This is a genomic window from Streptomyces sp. NPDC038135 (genome assembly GCF_055601245.1).
Map to the genome: position 1 here is coordinate 374,590 of NZ_JBVJXS010000010.1, position 17,152 is coordinate 391,741.

At 69.2% G+C, this 17,152-nt stretch carries 15 protein-coding genes and 2 pseudogenes; 9 read left to right on the top strand and 8 right to left on the bottom strand.

Features of this window, described 5'->3' with window-relative positions:
* Window positions 1-7: 7 nt before the first annotated feature.
* Window positions 8-913: a LysR family transcriptional regulator gene (locus tag ACZ7JA_RS29090; protein ID WP_351673312.1), complete on the top strand. Its 906-nt coding sequence runs from the start codon at window positions 8-10 to the stop codon at window positions 911-913.
* A 291-nt stretch (window positions 914-1,204) separates the two neighbouring features.
* Here ACZ7JA_RS29090 and ACZ7JA_RS29095 read toward each other — a convergent pair.
* Window positions 1,205-1,552 (bottom strand): annotated as a pseudogene (locus ACZ7JA_RS29095) (HDIG domain-containing metalloprotein); the annotation flags it as partial.
* A gap of 346 nt (window positions 1,553-1,898) precedes the next feature.
* Here ACZ7JA_RS29095 and ACZ7JA_RS29100 point away from each other — a divergent pair.
* The gene (locus tag ACZ7JA_RS29100) at window positions 1,899-3,218 is read left to right on the top strand and encodes a hypothetical protein (RefSeq protein WP_470811319.1); all 1,320 of its coding nucleotides are present in this window, start codon (window positions 1,899-1,901) and stop codon (window positions 3,216-3,218) included.
* A 197-nt stretch (window positions 3,219-3,415) separates the two neighbouring features.
* On the opposite strand, the pseudogene ACZ7JA_RS29105 reads toward ACZ7JA_RS29100, so the two are convergent.
* Window positions 3,416-3,732: pseudogene (locus tag ACZ7JA_RS29105) on the bottom strand (transposase family protein); the annotation flags it as partial.
* Window positions 3,733-3,777: 45 nt separating this feature from the next.
* Here ACZ7JA_RS29105 and ACZ7JA_RS29110 point away from each other — a divergent pair.
* The 4 genes from ACZ7JA_RS29110 (at window position 3,778) to ACZ7JA_RS29125 (ending at window position 7,975) form a co-directional block, all read left to right on the top strand.
* Window positions 3,778-4,437 carry a tetratricopeptide repeat protein gene (locus ACZ7JA_RS29110; RefSeq protein ID WP_470811320.1) on the top strand — a complete coding sequence of 220 codons (660 nt, stop codon included), beginning with the start codon at window positions 3,778-3,780 and terminating at the stop codon, window positions 4,435-4,437.
* Between the two features lie 425 nt (window positions 4,438-4,862).
* Window positions 4,863-5,456: a DUF4291 domain-containing protein gene (locus ACZ7JA_RS29115; protein WP_470811322.1), complete on the top strand. Its 594-nt coding sequence runs from the start codon at window positions 4,863-4,865 to the stop codon at window positions 5,454-5,456.
* A gap of 220 nt (window positions 5,457-5,676) precedes the next feature.
* Entirely contained in the window at window positions 5,677-6,960 is a 1,284-nt protein-coding gene (locus tag ACZ7JA_RS29120) for a hypothetical protein (protein WP_470811324.1), read from the top strand.
* 304 nt (window positions 6,961-7,264) lie between these two features.
* Window positions 7,265-7,975, top strand: a complete 711-nt coding sequence (locus ACZ7JA_RS29125) for a DUF4232 domain-containing protein (protein WP_470811326.1) — start codon at window positions 7,265-7,267, stop codon at window positions 7,973-7,975.
* Window positions 7,976-8,196: 221 nt separating this feature from the next.
* On the opposite strand, the gene ACZ7JA_RS29130 is transcribed toward ACZ7JA_RS29125, so the two are convergent.
* The gene (locus ACZ7JA_RS29130) at window positions 8,197-8,649 is read right to left on the bottom strand and encodes a VOC family protein (protein WP_351673597.1); all 453 of its coding nucleotides are present in this window, start codon (window positions 8,647-8,649) and stop codon (window positions 8,197-8,199) included.
* Window positions 8,650-8,823: 174 nt separating this feature from the next.
* Between ACZ7JA_RS29130 and ACZ7JA_RS29135 the strand changes: the two genes are divergently transcribed.
* The gene (locus tag ACZ7JA_RS29135) at window positions 8,824-9,660 is read left to right on the top strand and encodes a DUF6461 domain-containing protein (protein WP_470811328.1); all 837 of its coding nucleotides are present in this window, start codon (window positions 8,824-8,826) and stop codon (window positions 9,658-9,660) included.
* Window positions 9,661-9,742: 82 nt separating this feature from the next.
* On the opposite strand, the gene ACZ7JA_RS29140 is transcribed toward ACZ7JA_RS29135, so the two are convergent.
* Window positions 9,743-10,831, bottom strand: a complete 1,089-nt coding sequence (locus ACZ7JA_RS29140; protein WP_470811330.1) for an alcohol dehydrogenase catalytic domain-containing protein — start codon at window positions 10,829-10,831, stop codon at window positions 9,743-9,745.
* Window positions 10,832-10,927: 96 nt separating this feature from the next.
* On the opposite strand from ACZ7JA_RS29140, the gene ACZ7JA_RS29145 reads away from it, so the two are divergent.
* Window positions 10,928-11,821 carry a LysR family transcriptional regulator gene (locus ACZ7JA_RS29145; protein WP_470811332.1) on the top strand — a complete coding sequence of 298 codons (894 nt, stop codon included), beginning with the start codon at window positions 10,928-10,930 and terminating at the stop codon, window positions 11,819-11,821.
* Between the two features lie 285 nt (window positions 11,822-12,106).
* Complete coding sequence (locus tag ACZ7JA_RS29150) at window positions 12,107-12,475, top strand: hypothetical protein (RefSeq protein WP_351673611.1); 369 nt, start codon at window positions 12,107-12,109, stop codon at window positions 12,473-12,475.
* A gap of 33 nt (window positions 12,476-12,508) precedes the next feature.
* Here the strand turns inward: ACZ7JA_RS29150 and ACZ7JA_RS29155 are convergent, their stop codons facing one another.
* The 4 genes from ACZ7JA_RS29155 to ACZ7JA_RS29170 all read right to left on the bottom strand — a co-directional run bounded on the left by ACZ7JA_RS29155 (window position 12,509) and on the right by ACZ7JA_RS29170 (window position 16,764).
* On the bottom strand, window positions 12,509-13,018 hold the full coding sequence (locus ACZ7JA_RS29155; protein ID WP_450751278.1) for an NUDIX domain-containing protein: 510 nt from the start codon (window positions 13,016-13,018) through the stop codon (window positions 12,509-12,511).
* A 170-nt stretch (window positions 13,019-13,188) separates the two neighbouring features.
* Window positions 13,189-13,935 carry a phosphotransferase family protein gene (locus ACZ7JA_RS29160; RefSeq protein ID WP_470811334.1) on the bottom strand — a complete coding sequence of 249 codons (747 nt, stop codon included), beginning with the start codon at window positions 13,933-13,935 and terminating at the stop codon, window positions 13,189-13,191.
* A 134-nt stretch (window positions 13,936-14,069) separates the two neighbouring features.
* A complete protein-coding gene (locus ACZ7JA_RS29165) occupies window positions 14,070-14,762 on the bottom strand; it encodes a hypothetical protein (RefSeq protein WP_351673607.1) in 693 nt (230 codons plus the stop codon).
* A 34-nt stretch (window positions 14,763-14,796) separates the two neighbouring features.
* Window positions 14,797-16,764 carry a hypothetical protein gene (locus ACZ7JA_RS29170; protein ID WP_470811336.1) on the bottom strand — a complete coding sequence of 656 codons (1,968 nt, stop codon included), beginning with the start codon at window positions 16,762-16,764 and terminating at the stop codon, window positions 14,797-14,799.
* Between the last annotated feature and the right edge of the window lie 388 nt (window positions 16,765-17,152).

A 17,152-nucleotide genomic window follows, 5' to 3' on the forward strand; every position in this document is an offset into this window, starting at 1 on the left:
CGGTCGTGTGGACACCCCCTCGCTCGACCTGAACCTGCTGCGTACCTTCCTCGCGGTCTACCGCTCCGGCTCCTTCACCGGCGCCGCCCGCCTGCTGGGCCTGTCGCAACCGACGGTGACGACACAGATGCGCACGCTGGAACGGCTGAGCGGGCGGGAACTGTTCGAACGGCTGCCGCGGGGGGTCACTCCGACGCCGGTGGCCGACGAACTGGCCGCCCGCGTCGCCGCACCCCTGGACGAACTGGCCGCAGTGGCAGGCCCCGACCCCCTGGAAGGCGCCCGCCCGGAACCCGTCCACATCGCGGGGCCCGCCGAGTTCCTGTGCACGCAGGTGCTGCCCGCCCTCGCACCGCTGATCGCGGAGGGCGTACGGCTGCGGGTGGCCACCGGCCTGACCGAGCCGCTGCTCGACGAGCTGCGAGCGGGCCGCCACGACCTGGTGATCGCCACCGCCCGCCCGCGCGGCCGAACGCTTCACGCCGTGCCCCTCGGAGACGAGGAGTTCGTGCTGGTCGCCGCCCCGGTCTGGGCCGAACGGCTGGCCGGCCGGCTGTCCGCCGAGGGCCCGGCCGCCCTGCAGCCGGTCCCGCTGATCACCTACGCCGAGGACCTGCCCATCGCCCGCCGCTACTGGCGGCACGTCTTCGGTCAGCGGCTGTCTCGCACCGCCGCCGTCACCGTGCCCGACCTGCGCGGGGTGCTGGCGGCGGTGGTCGCGGGCGCGGGATTCTCCGTTCTGCCCCGCTATCTGTGCGCGGAGCCGCTGCGATCCGGGGCACTGGTGGAACTGCTGGAGCCCGAGGACGCGCCGATCAACACCGGCTTCCTCGTCCAGCGCCCCGGCGCCTCCGACAACCCGGACGTGGTCCGCGTCCGCGAACTGCTGGTGCGGGAGGGGCGGACCTGGTGAACCCGGCCGGGGTGGTTCCTCGCAACCCCGGGGGCGGCCGGGCGCGCTGGCGTCACCCGGTGAGTGAGTGGGACATCTGGTACGCCAGCGGGTGCGGTCGGCGCCGTCTCCGATCTCCGTGAGCACCTCGTCCAGCTCCATGAACCACTCCCAGGCGGCCCGCTCGTCGGCGCCGGCCAGCAGGGCGACGATCAGGTCCTCCAGTTCGGTGACGCGCTTGTTCTTCCAGATCTTGTCGGCGAGGCTCACCAGCAGATCCTCCGCCCCGACGCCGGGGGCGGCCCAAGAGGCGTGCGTGCCGGCGAACCGGGCGAGGTCCGGCTCCACGCCGTGCCCGAGCAGCAGCTCACGGCCCGCCTCCTCGTGCCGGGCACCGGGGCCGGACAGCTCGGCCGGGTGGAGGGCCTTGCCGATGTCGTGGGTCGCGGCCCCGAACAGCACCGCTTCGACATCGAACTCCAGTGCTGGACACCGCAATTCCACCCACTCAACGAGCTGGGCCGCCACATCGTGCACCGCCCGCAGGTGGGCCACCAGCCGCGGCGAGGCGTCGACGCCGGCCAGCAGCTCCGCGGCGCGCCCGGGGAGGGGACGCATTGGTGGATCGGTCTCGTCCGTCGCGATCGCGGCCGTACTCATCGCTGTCACCGCGTCAGCGTAGCCACGGGTCCTCAATACGTACCCACGCACGCCCCAGACGCCAATCGCCGCACCGGCTCACCGTCCCGCAGGCACCCCCCGACAGCCGACACTGGCGGGAAGGCCATGCCACCGGTCTTCTCGAGGGCATCCGCGGCCCGGAACGCTGACCCGGTAAAGGCGGCAACACCGCATGCCGTCGCGCCGGACGAGTGGGCCGACCGATGGAATGCGTGTAGTGATCTTGGCGGAATGTGCGCAGTGATCGCGTGGATCGCTCACTGCACCGCGTTGATCACTCGGAGCATGGTGATCGGATGCCGGTGTGTACCAGGAAGGTGATCACGTGACGACTTCCGCAGGGCCCGACCCAGAGGCCCGTTTCGGCGCCTACGTGATGGGGCGAAGAGGCCTGAGATGCCCGTGCTCGCGGACCGAAATGGCATGGGTCGTGCTGGTCCTGCTCGCGACCGCGGTGCCCGTGGGCTGGTGTGGCTTCCAGGACTTCAGCCAGGCCCTGACTTTCGCGGGGTGCGTCACCGGAGCGGCCCTCATGATGGCGGCTCTCATCATGCTCGTGGGCGTCGGAGCGGTCGTGGACTGCTGGCTCCGCGGGCCGACTTCCAACTTCCGGGTGGTCGCGCTGATCTCCACCGGCGTGGCGCTGTTGACGAACGTCCTGCTCGCCTTACAGGCATGGAACGACGGCGAGAAAGTCGTCTACCAAGTGCTGTCCATTGTGCTCAGCGTAAGTTCGCTGTCCGCTGTCGCCCTGGTGTGGCGAAGGCTGGATGAGGTCCCCACTCCGAAGCGGGTGGCTGCGGCGCTCATCATCTCCACGCTCGTAGCGGTCGCCAATTTCAGCTACCAGTACCTTTTCCAGCCGTACCGACGCGAGGCCACCCCTCTCGTGCAGCTCAATCCGGGCAAGGCTGTGCTCAGCGCGGACGGCAAGGTGCTCTCCGTGCCGGTCGACATCAAGCTCGTGAATCACAACGACATGGGCTTCTACGTGCTGGGCGCCGAGTTCCATGCCATGGGAGAGGACGTCGCGGTGAGCCCGAGGGACCAGGCCTCGGAGAAGTGGCGACGGGACGCCGAGCAATGGGCTCAATACAGGGAGAAGCACCCGCTCACCCGCAGGGAGGTCTACCAACCGGGCAAGCTGGTGGCGGCGCAGCCGTGGATGCTGCCCGGATACTGGGTCGAGGCGAACGACGAGTTGCTCACGCGAACCGTTGTTCAGCTTCCCAGCAACACGGACTTCGACAAGCTGACGTTCTACGCTACCTTGAACCTGGCGCGTAAAGACCGGCTCAGGATGGATCAATTCGCAGGTTTCAGCTACTCCTGGCGGGGCAGTGCTGTACCGCAATGGATGAAGAAGGAGCAGAAGGAGAAAAAGTTCGACACCATCATTCAAACGGCCAATATGCAAGAAAACAACGCGATTGATCAATTCACGAGACACAAACGCCGCATCACTACCTACTGGTCTTTCGGCGTGCACGGTGTCGACGTTGTGCCGGTCATCGCGCCGGTGGGCGAGGAGAACCGCACCTTCTCCGAGCAGACGAACCGCGAGGTCCGGAGCCGCTACGGCCTGCTCGACGTCCTGGCGGGCCCGGTCGAAGTAACGCTCGACGAGGTCAAGGGCCGACGCTGAAAACCCCTGCCGCTTCGCGGGCATCCACCCGTCCACGGGACCCCGGCCTCCGCTCGTGCCTGGCTCCGCAGCGTGGAGTCCGGAGAACCCATCCGCCACCCTGCCAGTGCCTCTCAGCCCGCCGAGCGGGTGACCGCGGCACCCTGGCGCAGGGGGACCTCGGCGACCTCGTCGACGGTTGCGATCAGTGAGTTTCTTCAGCGTTGCCGCTCCAGGGTGAGGACGGCCTTGGCGATTGACGTCATGCGGTTGGGGCTGGAGCGGGATCTGCGGAAGATCCGCCAGACTTCAGGCGGGCGACGCCGCGTTCGACGGGTGCTCGTGCCGCGGCCAGGGTACGGTTGCGGGTCCTGTCGGCAGGAGTGAGCTCCTGGAGGGGCCTGCGCTTGATGCCGGTGGTCAGCCACGGGCCGGCGCCCTGGTAGGCGAGATCGGCCACGATGGGAATGCCCTGGCGCTCGCAGATTCGGATGATCCGGTGGGTGCGTGCGGCGGTCAGATCGTGAGTGCGGCCACATGCGCACCACGGCCGCAGTGGCACCTACGTAGGATGACTGAGATGACAGACCACCTCTCCGACGTAGCCGCAACCGCTCTATCTTTATTGCAGTCGGCGCACAACGGGGACGCGGCCGCCGCCGACCAGCTGGGCGATCTGATGCCGTCCCTCACCGCCGCGGCGGAATCGGGTGACACGGGTGCTCAGAACGTGCTCGGCGGCATCCTCCTCGAACACATAGGGGATCCCTCCGGCGCCGCCTTCTGGTTCGGCAAAGCCGCCGGGGCGGGCAGTCCCGCGGGTAAGCGCAGCCTCGGTCATCTCCTTGCCGACGGGCTGGGGGTTACCCAAGACCTCGCTGAGGCAGAGCGACTGTTCCAGGAGGCAGCCGACGACGCTCACGCCCGGTTCAACCTGGCACGGTTGTGGTGGGGCAAGCGCGACCCTCAGACCGTGGCCGAGCTCCTGCGCTCCGCCGCCGAGGGCGGGGTCGAAGAGGCGTACGGCCCGCTCGGTGACCTGCTCACCGCCATGGGCGAGAGCGTCGAGGCCCTGACGTGCTACTTCGCGGCGATCCACGCGGGCGACGCCGACGTGCTCCACGATGCGATCACCCTCGCGCGCAGCCTGACCGACGAGGACATTCGTCATGCTGGGGAGCTGGCCGGCTGCTCAGGAGAGGCCGAGGCCATGGTGAAGACGGTTCGGAAGTACCGCTGAGCCGATGAGTGAGCACCTTCAGTGTTGCAGCTCCAGTGTGAGGACCGGACTTCCAGCAGGAAGTGTCGAAGCCGCCCTCTGCCCGGACCCGGACACCCCGTAGTTCCACCCCGCCGGCCTCGGCCTCACGGTAGAGGTCGTTGAGTACGCACGCCGCTAACCGCCAGGTTCAGCACGTGGCCACCGGTGAACGCCGACCGCACCCCGACGCCGCCGGGCGTCCACCGGTGGGGGAGCCGAACGTCGTCGCCCTCCTCCTCCAGAAACGACCCCGCGCTCGCCACCACCGCGAAAGCCCAACCCGGACTCGTCCAGGCATCATGGCGCATCCCGAGCCCGAAATTGGCACCCACCCTGCAGGAACGGCGGCTCGCGTCACCGTAATTGGATGGCGCGTATCGAACAGCGCGCCCACCCTGGTTCCCGTGTCAGAACCCAAGTACCAGATTCGAGCCCTGCACACGGACTCCACGGTCACCGTGTACCAGGCGTACGCCCAGGAGATAGGCCTCCCGGCGGCCCGGGAGGGCCGTTTCCCAGCGGTGTGGAAGCGGGACCGCATGACATGGATCAAGCCGTCGTTCCTATGGATGATGTACCGCTGCGGCTGGGGCACCAAAGAAGGACAGGAGACCGTCCTCGCCGTCGAGATCTCCCGTGACGGCTTCGAGTGGGCACTGGAAAACGCCTGCCTGTCCCACTATGAGCGCGGGCTCCACGCCGACCGAGCCGCATGGAAACACCAACTGAGGAAGGCCCCGGCCCGGGTGCAATGGGACCCCGAGCGCGACCTGCGCCTACAGCCGCTCGCCCACCGGTCGCTTCAACTCGGCCTCGCAGGCGAAGCCGCGCGTCTCTACGCCGATGAGTGGACCGTCTCCATCACCGACGTCACACCGCTCGCCCACACGATCCACGCGCACGTACGAGACGGAGACCTGGACGCCGCACGGCAACTCCTGCCCAGCGAACGCCCCTACCCTGTGAACGACCAGACCCTGAATCACCTTCTCCGATGAGAGCGGCTCCCACGGATATCGAGGCGTCGGTGCCGGTACCGCACTGTAGAGGGTTGTTCCGCAGGGAGCTGGAAACTGCTGGAACCCAGAGCCATGAGCAAAGTAAGGAGAAAGAGTGATGCCACACCCATCATGACAGGTCGTAGTGGCATTTCGTAGGAGGAACGGCACAGCTGACCACCCTTGTTCGGCCCTCTCCCGGACACTCAGAATCTCCGTCATGAATCACACGGGGAAAATCGACCAAGACGACGTCCTGCGAGCCAGAAATGCGTTGCTCGGGACGGGGCGCCGCACCGCGCGCGAGGAGGTCGACGCCTACAGGGTGCTCGCCCAGGTCGGTCCCGCCTCGTACCTGCCGCTCCTGGTCAGGGCGTTGCACCGCCTCAGCTATGACACCAGCACCGGAACAAAGCATGCCGCCTGTCTCGCGCTGTACGAGGAGGCGGTGACCGCGGCACGGTCCATCGATCCCGCCGAGCCGACCCGTGCGGAGGTTCTGTACAGGGCTCTCGACGCATGCCAAAGCGAGCTGTACATCCAGGGGCGCAGCGCCGAAGGACTCGCCATGCGTGCGGAGATGCTCGCCATCGGCCGCGCCCGAGCCGAACTGTCCGGAGATCCCGTGGTCAAGGGGCTACGTGAGTGGGCCGCCGGCCTTGCCGAGGAAGGCCGGTACGCCGAGGCTGCCGATGCCATGACCGAGTTGGTCTCGGCGCTCCTGCCCGACGGACCCCATCAAGGTTCTCTCGCCTGGTCGCTCCTGGATTGGATAGGCGCTCTCCATGACGCCGGCCGGGCAGACGAGGCACTCGCCGCGTTCGGGAGACTCGTCAGTTTGGAAGCCGACGAAGCGGCGCACGACCGCGGCCCGATGGCCTGCCACCTCTATTCGCTCATCGGGTACGCCCTGATGCTGGACACCTATGGCCGAGGCGCACAGGCGACCCTCGTCCGGCAGGAGGCACTCGCCTTGCTGACGGAGTTGGCCGACACCGGTGAGCGGAAGGTCTGGAGTGGCTATCAGTCGTCCTTCTGGGCGGTGCTGTTGTCCTTCTCCGGCACGGAGAGCGATCGGCCCGCGCCCGGTGAACCGCGTCTCGACTCAGGGGCGGCACCAATGCCCTGGTCGCCCGATGCCAGGCGACGTTACGTCGACGGCCGTCACGCTCTCCGGGAAGCGGTGGACTCCCTTGCGGTGCGAGCCATGGAGAACCCGGACGAGGATTTGGCCGAACTGGTCCGGCTGCAGAGGGCCTTCACCATCCGCTCCGCCCTTCACTGGGAGCACCGCACCCATCAGTTCGCAGAGCGAGTGCGCCCTCTGTTCGACGACGGGGTGGGTCTGGCCCGTCGCCTGTTTCAGCACGCTCCGGCGGACGGAGCGCGAGCGTTGGCCAGAGCGCTGATCGACCGATCGACCTTCCATGCGGCAGCCCACGAGTTCGGGGGCGCCCTCGACGACTTCCGCCAGGCTCTGAGCCACCTGCAGGAGACTCACTGACCCAACGTCCGCCGGGGGCCGGGACATCAGTGCGGCCGGCCCAAGGCACGAAGGTCCCGGTTCTGTCCCAGCGGGTACCGGTCTCCGACAGGCGGAGGAGGGGCGTGGCCGGTGGTGGCATGCGATGCCACGGCGCGCGTGTAACAGGCATGTACCCAGCGGTCCGCCGGGGGAACGGCTCGCCGTGCCCGACCACTCCTGTTGGTCAGAAACGCTCGCCGGTACCGACTGACACCACCTCGTACGGAGATGTGCAGGACGGTACCGAGCGGCCGGTCCCCACAACCGATCCGAGGAACTGACGATGCGCGTTCACAAGCTCACCCTCGCCGCTCTGGCAGTCGCCACGAGCCTTTCGCTCACCGCTTGCCAGGAAGGCGACGGCGGCACGACGGGACGGAACGAACCGTCGGCCGCGTCCACCGCTTCTTCTTCGGACGGTGGTAAGGGCGCGGGCAGCGGCTCCGGTCAGAGCGGCGGCGCGCAGGGTTCCGACGGCGCGGGCTCCGCCGGAAACGGCTCAGCGGGCAAGGGCTCCTCCGCGCAGGGCGCGGCCGCGGGCGGCGGATCCGGCGCGGCGGACGGGACCGGCAAGGCCGCCAGGTGCCGTACCGACGAGCTGGAGATCACGGCGGTGGACAGCACCATCGACGGCGATCCCGACCGCACCGTCGCCGTGACGATGAAGAACCACGGTGGCCGGGACTGCACGATCTCGGGGTACGCGGGAGTCGACCTGAAGCTCAGGGAGGGCTCGCTGTCCGCGAAGCGCACGGGCGAGAAGGCCACCTCGTCGGTCCTCAGGAACGGGCAGTCGATCGCCTTCGGCATCCACTACCCGTCCAACGACTCGGGCGGCTCCGGCGTCCGCGTCACGGGGTTGCAGGTGACGCCGCCGAACGAGACCCGTACGGTCACCCTCAAGTGGCCCGGCGCCGCCACGCTGCCCGTCACGGACGGCACCGCCTCCCAGGTGACGGTCGGTCCGGTGGGCAGCGCCGGCCATGGCGGCTGACCATACTTCCGAGCACGAACGGCGTGGGGCGGCGCGCGGCTGACCGCCGCCTCCCAGGAGACAGCGGCCAGTCCCGCTCCGTTCCCGCGCGCGGCAGGGTCCGTCCGACGACGAGGCCCTAGGTCGTGTCCGCAAAGTCGCGTCGTTCGCCCGCAGGGCGGGCGTCGCGGCGAGAGTGCGTGCCGGGCGTCGTGACGCAGACGCGACTTTGCGGACACGGCCTAGCCTCTACCGGCCGGCGGGTCCGCGTAGACGCCCCGCAGCATGCCGGTGGCCTGCCCCACTTCGATGAGGTAGCCGTCCGGGTCGCGCAGGTAGCACCGCACTTCGGCCTTGCGATCGATGGGCGGCGTGAGGAATTCGGCCCCCTTCGCGCTCCACTCTCGGTGACATGCCTCGATGTCGGCTACGCGGAGGTTGAGGAAGCTGCTGACCGTGCTCGGGTCGGAGGGTGGCCGCAGGGTGACGTCCGGCTTGTCCGGGGTGGGGCCGCCGCCCGGATTCATGATGATCCATCCGTTGGCGAGCTTGATGGTGCAAGGGTTCTCCTCGAGCACCACCTCCCCGCCGAGCACGTCGGTGTAGAAGGCGCGAGACCGGTCCACGTCGGCCACCGTCAGGAAGTGAGTGAGGAGAAGCCCGGAATCCGGGGCAGGAAAACCCTCACGGTGCATGCAAGGCCTCCAGATGAATGGGGTGTTTCCACACATAGTGGACCGACGGGCGTCCTGAGATACGGATGAACACGGCCTGAGAGCTCGCCGCGTCGGCTGCAGCGGTCAGTCACTTCTACTGCGGGGAAGCTCCTGCCAGGTGCACTGTCAGGGGCGTCCGGCACACTGCGCCGTATGAACTCGGTAACCGCACACGACTACGCCTGGATCCGCACCTCGCCACTCTTCCGCCACATGATGAGAAGCGGATACACCCTGACACTGATACGGGGGAGGAGCCCCCAGGAGGTGCTGCGCGCGATGGAGGCGGAACCGCGCGGCACCGGGGAAGGCACGGCCGGGCTGATCAACGCCGACGACGCTCACCGTGCCGGCGTGGATCACGACTACTGGGACGATTCCTATGTCGCGGGCGCCTTCGAAGCCCCGGGCGAGAGCGGCGACTGGACAGTCGTCCTCGGCTTCGACGGCGGCCTCGGGCTGCCGTGTGCGGAGACGCTATCGGTGGGCGGCCGGGTCGTGGCGCACTCGAGCAACGGCGGCAAACCCATCCACCTCTTCCACTGGTTCGAGGACGGTGAACTCCGTACGACGTTCGAGGGCCCCTCGGCGCGCGATGGCAGCAGCCCCGATGAACTGATCGCCCTGTTGCGGCAAGTCGGCTTTCCGTTGACCCCCGAGGGAGAACACGACGAGAACGCCCCGGGCGTCGACGGGAAGGCGGCGGTCCTCGCTCTGACCGAGAGGCTCACCGGCATACGCGTTACCGAATCCCTCCTTCAGGATGCCACGTACGAACTGGGGCTCGTCCCCGAACAGCCCGCCGAGGAATGGACCGGCCTGGTTATCGACATCACCGATGCGAACGGAGAGCGGCTGTACAAGGAATGGACCTACGAGGAGATAGCAGCGGCTTCCGACCGCGCACGGGCGGAGGCGAACGCGCCGGTCGTGATCACGTACAACGAGCCTCTCACTCAGGACCGTTCGGAGCATCAGACGGGTGAGTAGCGAACGTGTGCGTGGCGGGCGCCGGCTTGCCCAGGCTCTCGATTCTCGGGGCGTTCTGAGGCAGATGACTGGCTATACCGCCTCAGCGAGCTGCCGGGATGAGGGCTGTGCGGTCGAACGGGCCGCCATGTGAGGCCGCGTACGAAACCGCGTCGTTGACCGCGTCCAGGCCGAACGACCGGACTCGTTCGGGGGCGAGGTCCAGGGTGCCCGAGGTGAGGAGCCGGATGATGCCGACGTTCGCTGTGCGCGGGTACATCCACTGGCCGCGCACGGTGATCGAGTTGCGCATGATCCATGGGTAGGGGAGCGCGAGGTCGTCACCACCGAGCATGCCGACGCCGCCCATGAGGACGACGCGGCCTTGCTCGCGCACGGTCATGGCTGCCGTACGCGCCGCCGAGCTGGGTGCGCTCGGCGGCAGCAGGTCGATCACCATGTCGATCGGACCGTCGGCCGCCGCGCACATGGCCGCGCGATCGCCGGCCTCGTCCCCGGTGAGCGTGACCGGGCGCACGAGCGGTCCGAACCGGTCGGCGAGGAGGTCCAGCGCGGCCTGGTTGCGGCCCGGGGCGACCACGCGGCCCGCCCCCATGGCGATCGCCACCGCGACCGCGCTGCTGCCGAGGTTGCCGGTGGCCCCGCTGACGAGCAGCGTCTCACCGGCTGCGAGCCCGCCGGCCAGCAGCCCGCCGTAAGGGATGACGTGCACGCCGAGCGCGGCCCAACGGGCCGGGTCGTCCCCGGCCGCTGTGGGGAGCGGGAAGACGTTCTCCGTCGGGACCCTCATGAGCTCGGCGAACGATCCGTCGTGCAGGTACCGGGCAAGGCGCGCGCCGCCCTCGCCGCGGGAGCTCCAGCCCTGGAGCGTGATGTCGGGCGTCAGGGCGTCGTCCCGTGAGCGCACCGTCGAGTCGCACCACACCAGGTCGCCGGAGCGCAGCCGGGTGGCGTCCGGGCCCACGTGGACGATCCGTCCCACGCCCCCGATCCCGGGCACGACGGGAGGGACCAGAGGGTACTTCCGCTCGCCGCTGAAGACCTCGGCGGCGTAGGGCGCCACGGTGGCGGCGAGGACCTCGACCACCACCTCGCCGCCGCCCGCCTCCGGGTCGGGAACCTCCCGCACTGTGAGCGGGGCGCCGAACCCCGTCAGAACTGCTGCTCGCACGTGATGACCTCCGTGTTGGTTCGTCGAGATCGACACTAGGAGCCCGGCAGGCATGCGGGAAGCGACGATCAGGCATCTGTGGTATGCCTCTGGCGCATGGACATCTCCAGCGCAGGCCTACGGGTCCTGCGGCAGATCGCCGAGTCCGGCAGCTTCACCGCAGCCGCCACCCGGCTCGGCTACACCCAGTCGGCGGTCTCACGCCAGGCCGCCTCCCTCGAACGAAGTGCGGGCGCCGCCCTGTTCGAACGCCGCCCCGACGGTGTGCGGCTCACCCCCGCGGGTCTGACTCTGTTGCGTCACGCTCGCACGATCCTGGACTGCCTGACGGCTGCCCAGCGCGACCTCACCGGCACCGTCCCGCGGACCGAACTGGTGCGGCTCGGGCTGTTCCTGAGCGCGGGCGCGGCCCTCCTGCCTCCCGCGCTCACCCGCCTCGCGGCGACCGACCCGCAGATCACGGTCACGACCACCGAGGGCACCACACCCTCCCTGATCCGGGCACTGCGCGCGGGCTCGATCGACCTGGCCGTACTGACGTCCCGCCCGCCTCACCGGCCGCTGGACGGCGAGTCGCCGCGCCTGCACGTCGAGACCGTCGCGGACGCCGAACTGGTCGTGGCGGTGCCCTCGACCGGAGAGTTCGCCGGCCGCACCGCGGTGCACATCGACGAACTGGTCGACGCCCGGTGGATCGCCACCCCGGCGTCGAACGCCGAACCACTGCTCGGCGTCTGGCCCGGCCTGCCCGGACGGCCGAACATCGTCCACACCGCACGCGACTGGCTGACGAAGCTCCAGCTGGTCGCCGGCGGCTTCGGAGTGACCACGGTGCCCTCGCGACTCTCGCCCGTGCTGCCGCCCGGGGTGAGCCTGCTGCACGTCGAAGGAGCACCGCCCGAGATCCGCCGGGTCCTCGTGGCCCGACTCCCGGGGCGCCCCACCTCGGCGATCAGGGCCGTCACCCGAGCGATAGCCTCGACCACCTGATCCGCGCCACCGAGGCCGTCGGTTTCGGTGCAGGAGCCAACGGAGGCCACAGCGTGAGATGACGCCCGATCCTTCTGCCGACGCGGTACCCCCTGACACTCCACTCGTGAGGGCCCTCCGACCGTATGGAGATGGCGCCCTCCTGCCACCCGCCCGCCCGAGGCGGCTGACCCACCTGCCAAACCCTTTGCCTGACGGAGCAGTTCACACCTAGCGTGCAAGCGCACAGGAACGGTGCGCCGGGGCAGCGCACCACACGCACGAGGGGCAACCGCCGTGGGAACCATGGTCTCGGTCAGGGGCTGGCTGCAGTGTGACGACGGACAGCTGGCCCAGATCAAGGAGATCGTGGAAGCGGACGATCCGGAGCGCACCTACAGCGGTGGCTGGGCCTTCCCCGCTCGGCAGTACAACAACGTCAGGTGGGCCTTCTACGGGGGCGACATCCGCGCCGTGTCCCTCGACTGGTTCGAGGAGAGGTTGCGTCAGATAGCCCGAATACCGGCCTCCTACCAGGACGAGGAGTACGACGAGAGGCCCCGGGGCCTGTTTCTGGTCAGCCACGACGTCGACGGCATGAGCGAGTGGAGGGTCCAGAACGGCGGCTTGGTGATGGGCCCTCCCGATGGGGACTACCGCTACCTCGACGCTTAGCCGGATCACGAGACCGCCAGCTCCAGAGCACGGTCACCGCACAGAGGTCCCATCGGGGCGATCATCGAAATACCGATGCAGTATCTCCGGACTGTCGGGAGTGAAGGTCCACTCCTGGAGGATCCGCGGCAGGTCGGACTCGTTCAGCCAGCCGTGCCAGGCGACTTCGCCCGAGTTCGGCATGACAGCCCGCGGAACGACGGCATCGCACACCCCGAGCCAGTGAGGGCTCAGACCGCTTCGGTTGAGGAACTTGAACCGGTAGCGCACTGCCACCGACACCCCCAGCTCCTCCTCCAGTTCACGGGTGGCTGCCTGCTCATAAGACTCCCCAACTCCCAAAGCCCCGCCGATTCCGACCTCGTAGCACCCAGGGAATCTGGACACCTGATCAGCACGCCGATGGACGAGGATCCGACCCTGCCGGTCGTGACACACGGCCACGGCGATCCGGTGCAGCCAGCCCTTTCGGACGGCGTCCCTCCGGCTCACCGGCCCCAGCGCGCGGTCCTGTGCGTCAACGCGTTCCACGACTTCGTCCACGGTGCACACGATCGCAGAGCCCACTGACAGCAGCCCTCACGGCGCAGCCATCACAAGTCGCTCACGACAAACACAGAGACATCTTCGCGACTGGATGCGACCTGCCGAGATCATCCGGCCCATGATCGATGCTGCAGGTCAGACGGCTTCGGCGGCGGGCCCGCGCGGCCTCACATCCGGGCTCTCAGCACGTCGACCTCACAGCCCGGCGCGAAGGGGTCGAAGCCGTGCTCGGTCAGCCAGCGAACGATCAGCAGGCTTCGCAGCGACCACCACGCGTGGATCACCTCGAGGTCGACGTCGACGCCGTACCCGGCGATGACGTCGTCGAGGTGCTCCTCGTGCCCGAGCGTGAAGGTGGCGAGGTCGTACAGGGGGTCGCCCCGGCCCGCCTCGGACCAGTCGATGATGCCGGTGACCTCGTCGCCGTCGACGAAGACGTGGTCGATCTGCAGGTCGCCGTGCGTGAACGCCGGAGTCCAGGGCCGGAGCGCGGCCTCGGCGACCTGGCGGTTGCGCGTGACCAGGTCGGCGGGCAGGACGCCGTTCGTCACGAGCAACTCGCACTCGTCGTCGAGTTCCGCCGCCAGCGCGACGATGCTCCGGCCGGCCCTGCCGGGCCGGGCCGGCAACGGCGCGTCATGCAGCGTCCGGATGGCGGCGCCCGCCGCGGCCCACGCCGCCGGCGACCCGGTCGAGGGGCCGCCGAGGCGCCCGAGCGTCGTCCCTGGGAGAGCGGCCATCGCGAGTACCGGCGGTTTGCACCACAGCACCTCCGGCGTCGGAACCGGCGCCAGAGCCATCGCCTCGACCTCGACGTCGATGCGCCCCCGATCGGCGTCCACCTTCAGGAACGTGTCGCCGACGCGTAGGGTCGCGCGCTCGGAATGGGCGACTACGACTTCGACCTCGTCCATGGCCGACCAGTATCCCGGGGATGACCGCCGACGGGCACCGGGTCGACCGGGTGCAGCACACCCTCTACGACGCCGGCGCCGGCCCTCGACGGCAAGTCGAAGGTCCGGGCCGGCCGGGGTTTGGGCTTGGCAGGTCAGCGGATGTGGCGGTGCATGGTGACGGTGGGGGCGAAGTTGGCCAGCGGGTCGGTGGTGCCGCTGGTGCGGGGAGCGCGTGCCGCTTCGCGGTCGAGGATGGCTTTGACCTGCCGGGCGAGTTCGTCGGCGTGGTGGGTGATCTGGTCGATGGGCAGGCGGGACGCCCTGAGGGCGTCGACCTGGCGGTTGATGCCGTTGAGTTCGCTGCGCGCCTGGCGGCTCAGGCTGAACTGCCGGGGGGTGGCCACGACGAACTGGTAGGCGGCGGAGACGGTCTCGCAGGCCGGGCAGTGCTCATTGACGGACCTGCTGATGTTGGTGGCGTTGATGAGGCGAGCGTTGCGGCCGGCTGTCGTGACGATCTGGTAGGAGAGCGCGACGGAGCGGCAAGGGTTGTTCAGTGAGCAGCCGGCGGAGACGGCGGTGGCGCGGTTGTTGGCGGTCACGGCGATGGTGGGGCCGTACTCGTGGATGGCGAAGGAACTGTCGGACTGGTTCACGTGGGTCCTGTCGGCGTGGCTGAGGGCGGTGTCGACGGCGATGGCGACCTGGTGGGGGAAGCCGGTGCGGTTGGGTGTGGCGCGTGCTGTGGTGGTGGCGGCGGTGATGGCGAGGCCGGCGGTGACGACGGCGCCCAGCCGGACAGCCGTCGTGCTGCTCTTGGGGGTGCGGGGCTTGCGGTGGTGCATGGTCTTCTCCTGCGAAGGGATGCGTGACGTGGTGTCAGGACTGGCTCGGGTTCGGCGGCGTGGTCGCCGTCGGTGAGGGCGAGGTGGGGGGAGGCTGTGAGGGTGAGGAGGTCTGGGAGGGGGTTTCGGTGGGGGTGCGAGTCGGTGATGTGCTGGGCCGTGGGCGGGTGGGGGTGGCGCGGGGCGACGTCGTAGGGCTGGGTGTGCGGGTGCCAGAGGCCTCGCTTGCCAGGGGTGTGGTGGAGGGTGTCGCCGTGGGGGTGCGCTGAACACCCTCGCTTGGGCGGGGAAGTTGTACGGAGTGGCTTTGACCGGGCGTGGCGGCCGGGGAAGGACTGCTGGCCGGGCCGGCGGTGGCCGATTGTCTGGGGCTGGCGTCGGGGGTGCGGGTGGGTGTGCCGGGTTGCAGAGCGGGGGTGGCGGGGGCCGCTTGAGGGAGCGGCTTCGGGGTGAGGCCCTGGATCCAGGCGGTGGCGAGGACGGCGCAGCCCGCGACGGTGGCGGTGGCCAGCGCCAGACGCATCAGGGGTTTTCCCCGGGTGGCTTTGGCGGCGGCGCGCCAGAGGCGGGTGGTGATGCGGGCGGTGAGGTAGGCGCCTCCCGCCAGGGGGCACAGCAGCATGACGGTGCCGACGACTCCGACCAGCCCGGCCGCCGGGTGCCCGTCGGTGAACGCCGCGATGGTTCCTAGGACTTGCTGGTGCAGGGCGCGGGCGGCGGTGGCGACGAGACGGGGCAGGTTCCACAGGGCGTAGGCGGCTTCGGCGAGAAGCAGCGGGACCATGGTGAGGACCCACGCGGTGATGATGGTGCGTGCGGAGCGTTTGAGCTCGGTTACCTGTGCGGCGGCGGCGCGGTGTCGTCTGCCGGGGAGCAGGCTGAGCAGGATCGGTTTGATCTTGCCGTAGAGGTCGGGTACGCCGGCGAGGTCACCGAGGATGTAGTAGCCGTCAAGGCGGACGGCGGGCATGAGCTGTTCGAGGACCTCGAAGTGGGCGAGATAGACGGCGGCGAGGAGGAACGGCTGGCCGGTGAGGAGATAGGCGGCGGTGAGGGCCAGCATGAAAAGGACGTTGAAGTAGACGCCGCCGAGTCCGGTGCGCAGCCGGCCGGCTCTCCCGACCCGATAGACGTCGGTGACGTCGGTGTACATGGACGGCCAGATCAGAAAAATGCCGCAGCCGATCTTTCCCGGTACCGCTCCGCTGTAGCGGCAGGCGGATGCGTGGCCGAACTCGTGGAAGAGGAGGGACGCCACGGTCAGCAGGAAGACGATGAGCATCCACAGGGGTTGTTCGAGTACCTGCAACACGGCGGTCATGGCGCCGTGGACGGCGAAGAGCCAGACGTCCATGACGACGGCGCCGGCCAGCGTCAGTGCCACGACCGAAGGGCGGTGCAGCCAGGCGAGGGCGGCGGCGATACGGGCCACGTGCCTCTCGTGGAAGATCGTCCTGTGGCCGCGCAGGGCCAGCAGCAGATCGGAGCGAGGCGCGGCGATCTCAGCGGGCTGCCCGTGAAGGGGGAGGGTGATACCGAGCGGGGTGAGCTTGTGCTCCACGAGATGGAGGATGTTGTCGGTGGTGACTTCGTCGCCGTAGCGGCCGCTGACCCGGTGGGAGATGGCCTCGGCGTCGCGGATGCCGTCGATGCTGGCGACGACGAGATACAGCAGGCGGGAGAGTTGAATCATCTGTCCGTCACCGCGGCGGACGATGTAACGGCGTTCGGTGAAGCCTGATCCCTGGTACTCACCGAGAGTCTGCAGACCCTGGCTCGGCCGCGGCACGGGTGCGCCCTGCAGGGGTGCGGGGGTACGGGCCGTCGCGAAGGGTGCGGAGTGCGCCGAGTCGTCGGATGCGTGGCCGTCGGGTGCGAGGGGGGCGGCTGCCTGGCCGGGGATCTGCCCGGGGTGTGGAGAGTGGGCCTGCAGGGTGGCGCGGCTCTGGTCGTCGGACGCCGGCATGGTCTTCTCCTGGGCGCGGTTGACGGTTGGACACATGGGCGTGGTGTGCGGAGGGGTGGGGCCGGGGTCGGGTGTGTTTGTCGGTCCGGTCCCGGCCCCTATCCCGGCCCCCGGTCCTGGTTCGGGGCGGGCCCGGCCTCGGGCCGGGTCCTGTCCCGGCTCTGGTTGTGGTCTCAGGGCCGGCTCCTGGTCCGGTCCGGGCCTTATGTCGGCCCTGAATTCCGGTCCGGGCCGCGGCCCGGCCTTGGCTTCACCCGGCCCCGGCCTTGAATCCCGGTCCGGGCTGCCCCGGCGTGGCTTCGGCCTGACCCGGCCCCGGCTCCGGTCTCGGTCAATTCTGGTTTGTGTCTTGGGTTTTGGTTGTCGGGGGTGGGGTGTCGGGGGTGGGGGTGTTACTGGTGGATGTTGATGGTTTGGGTGGTTT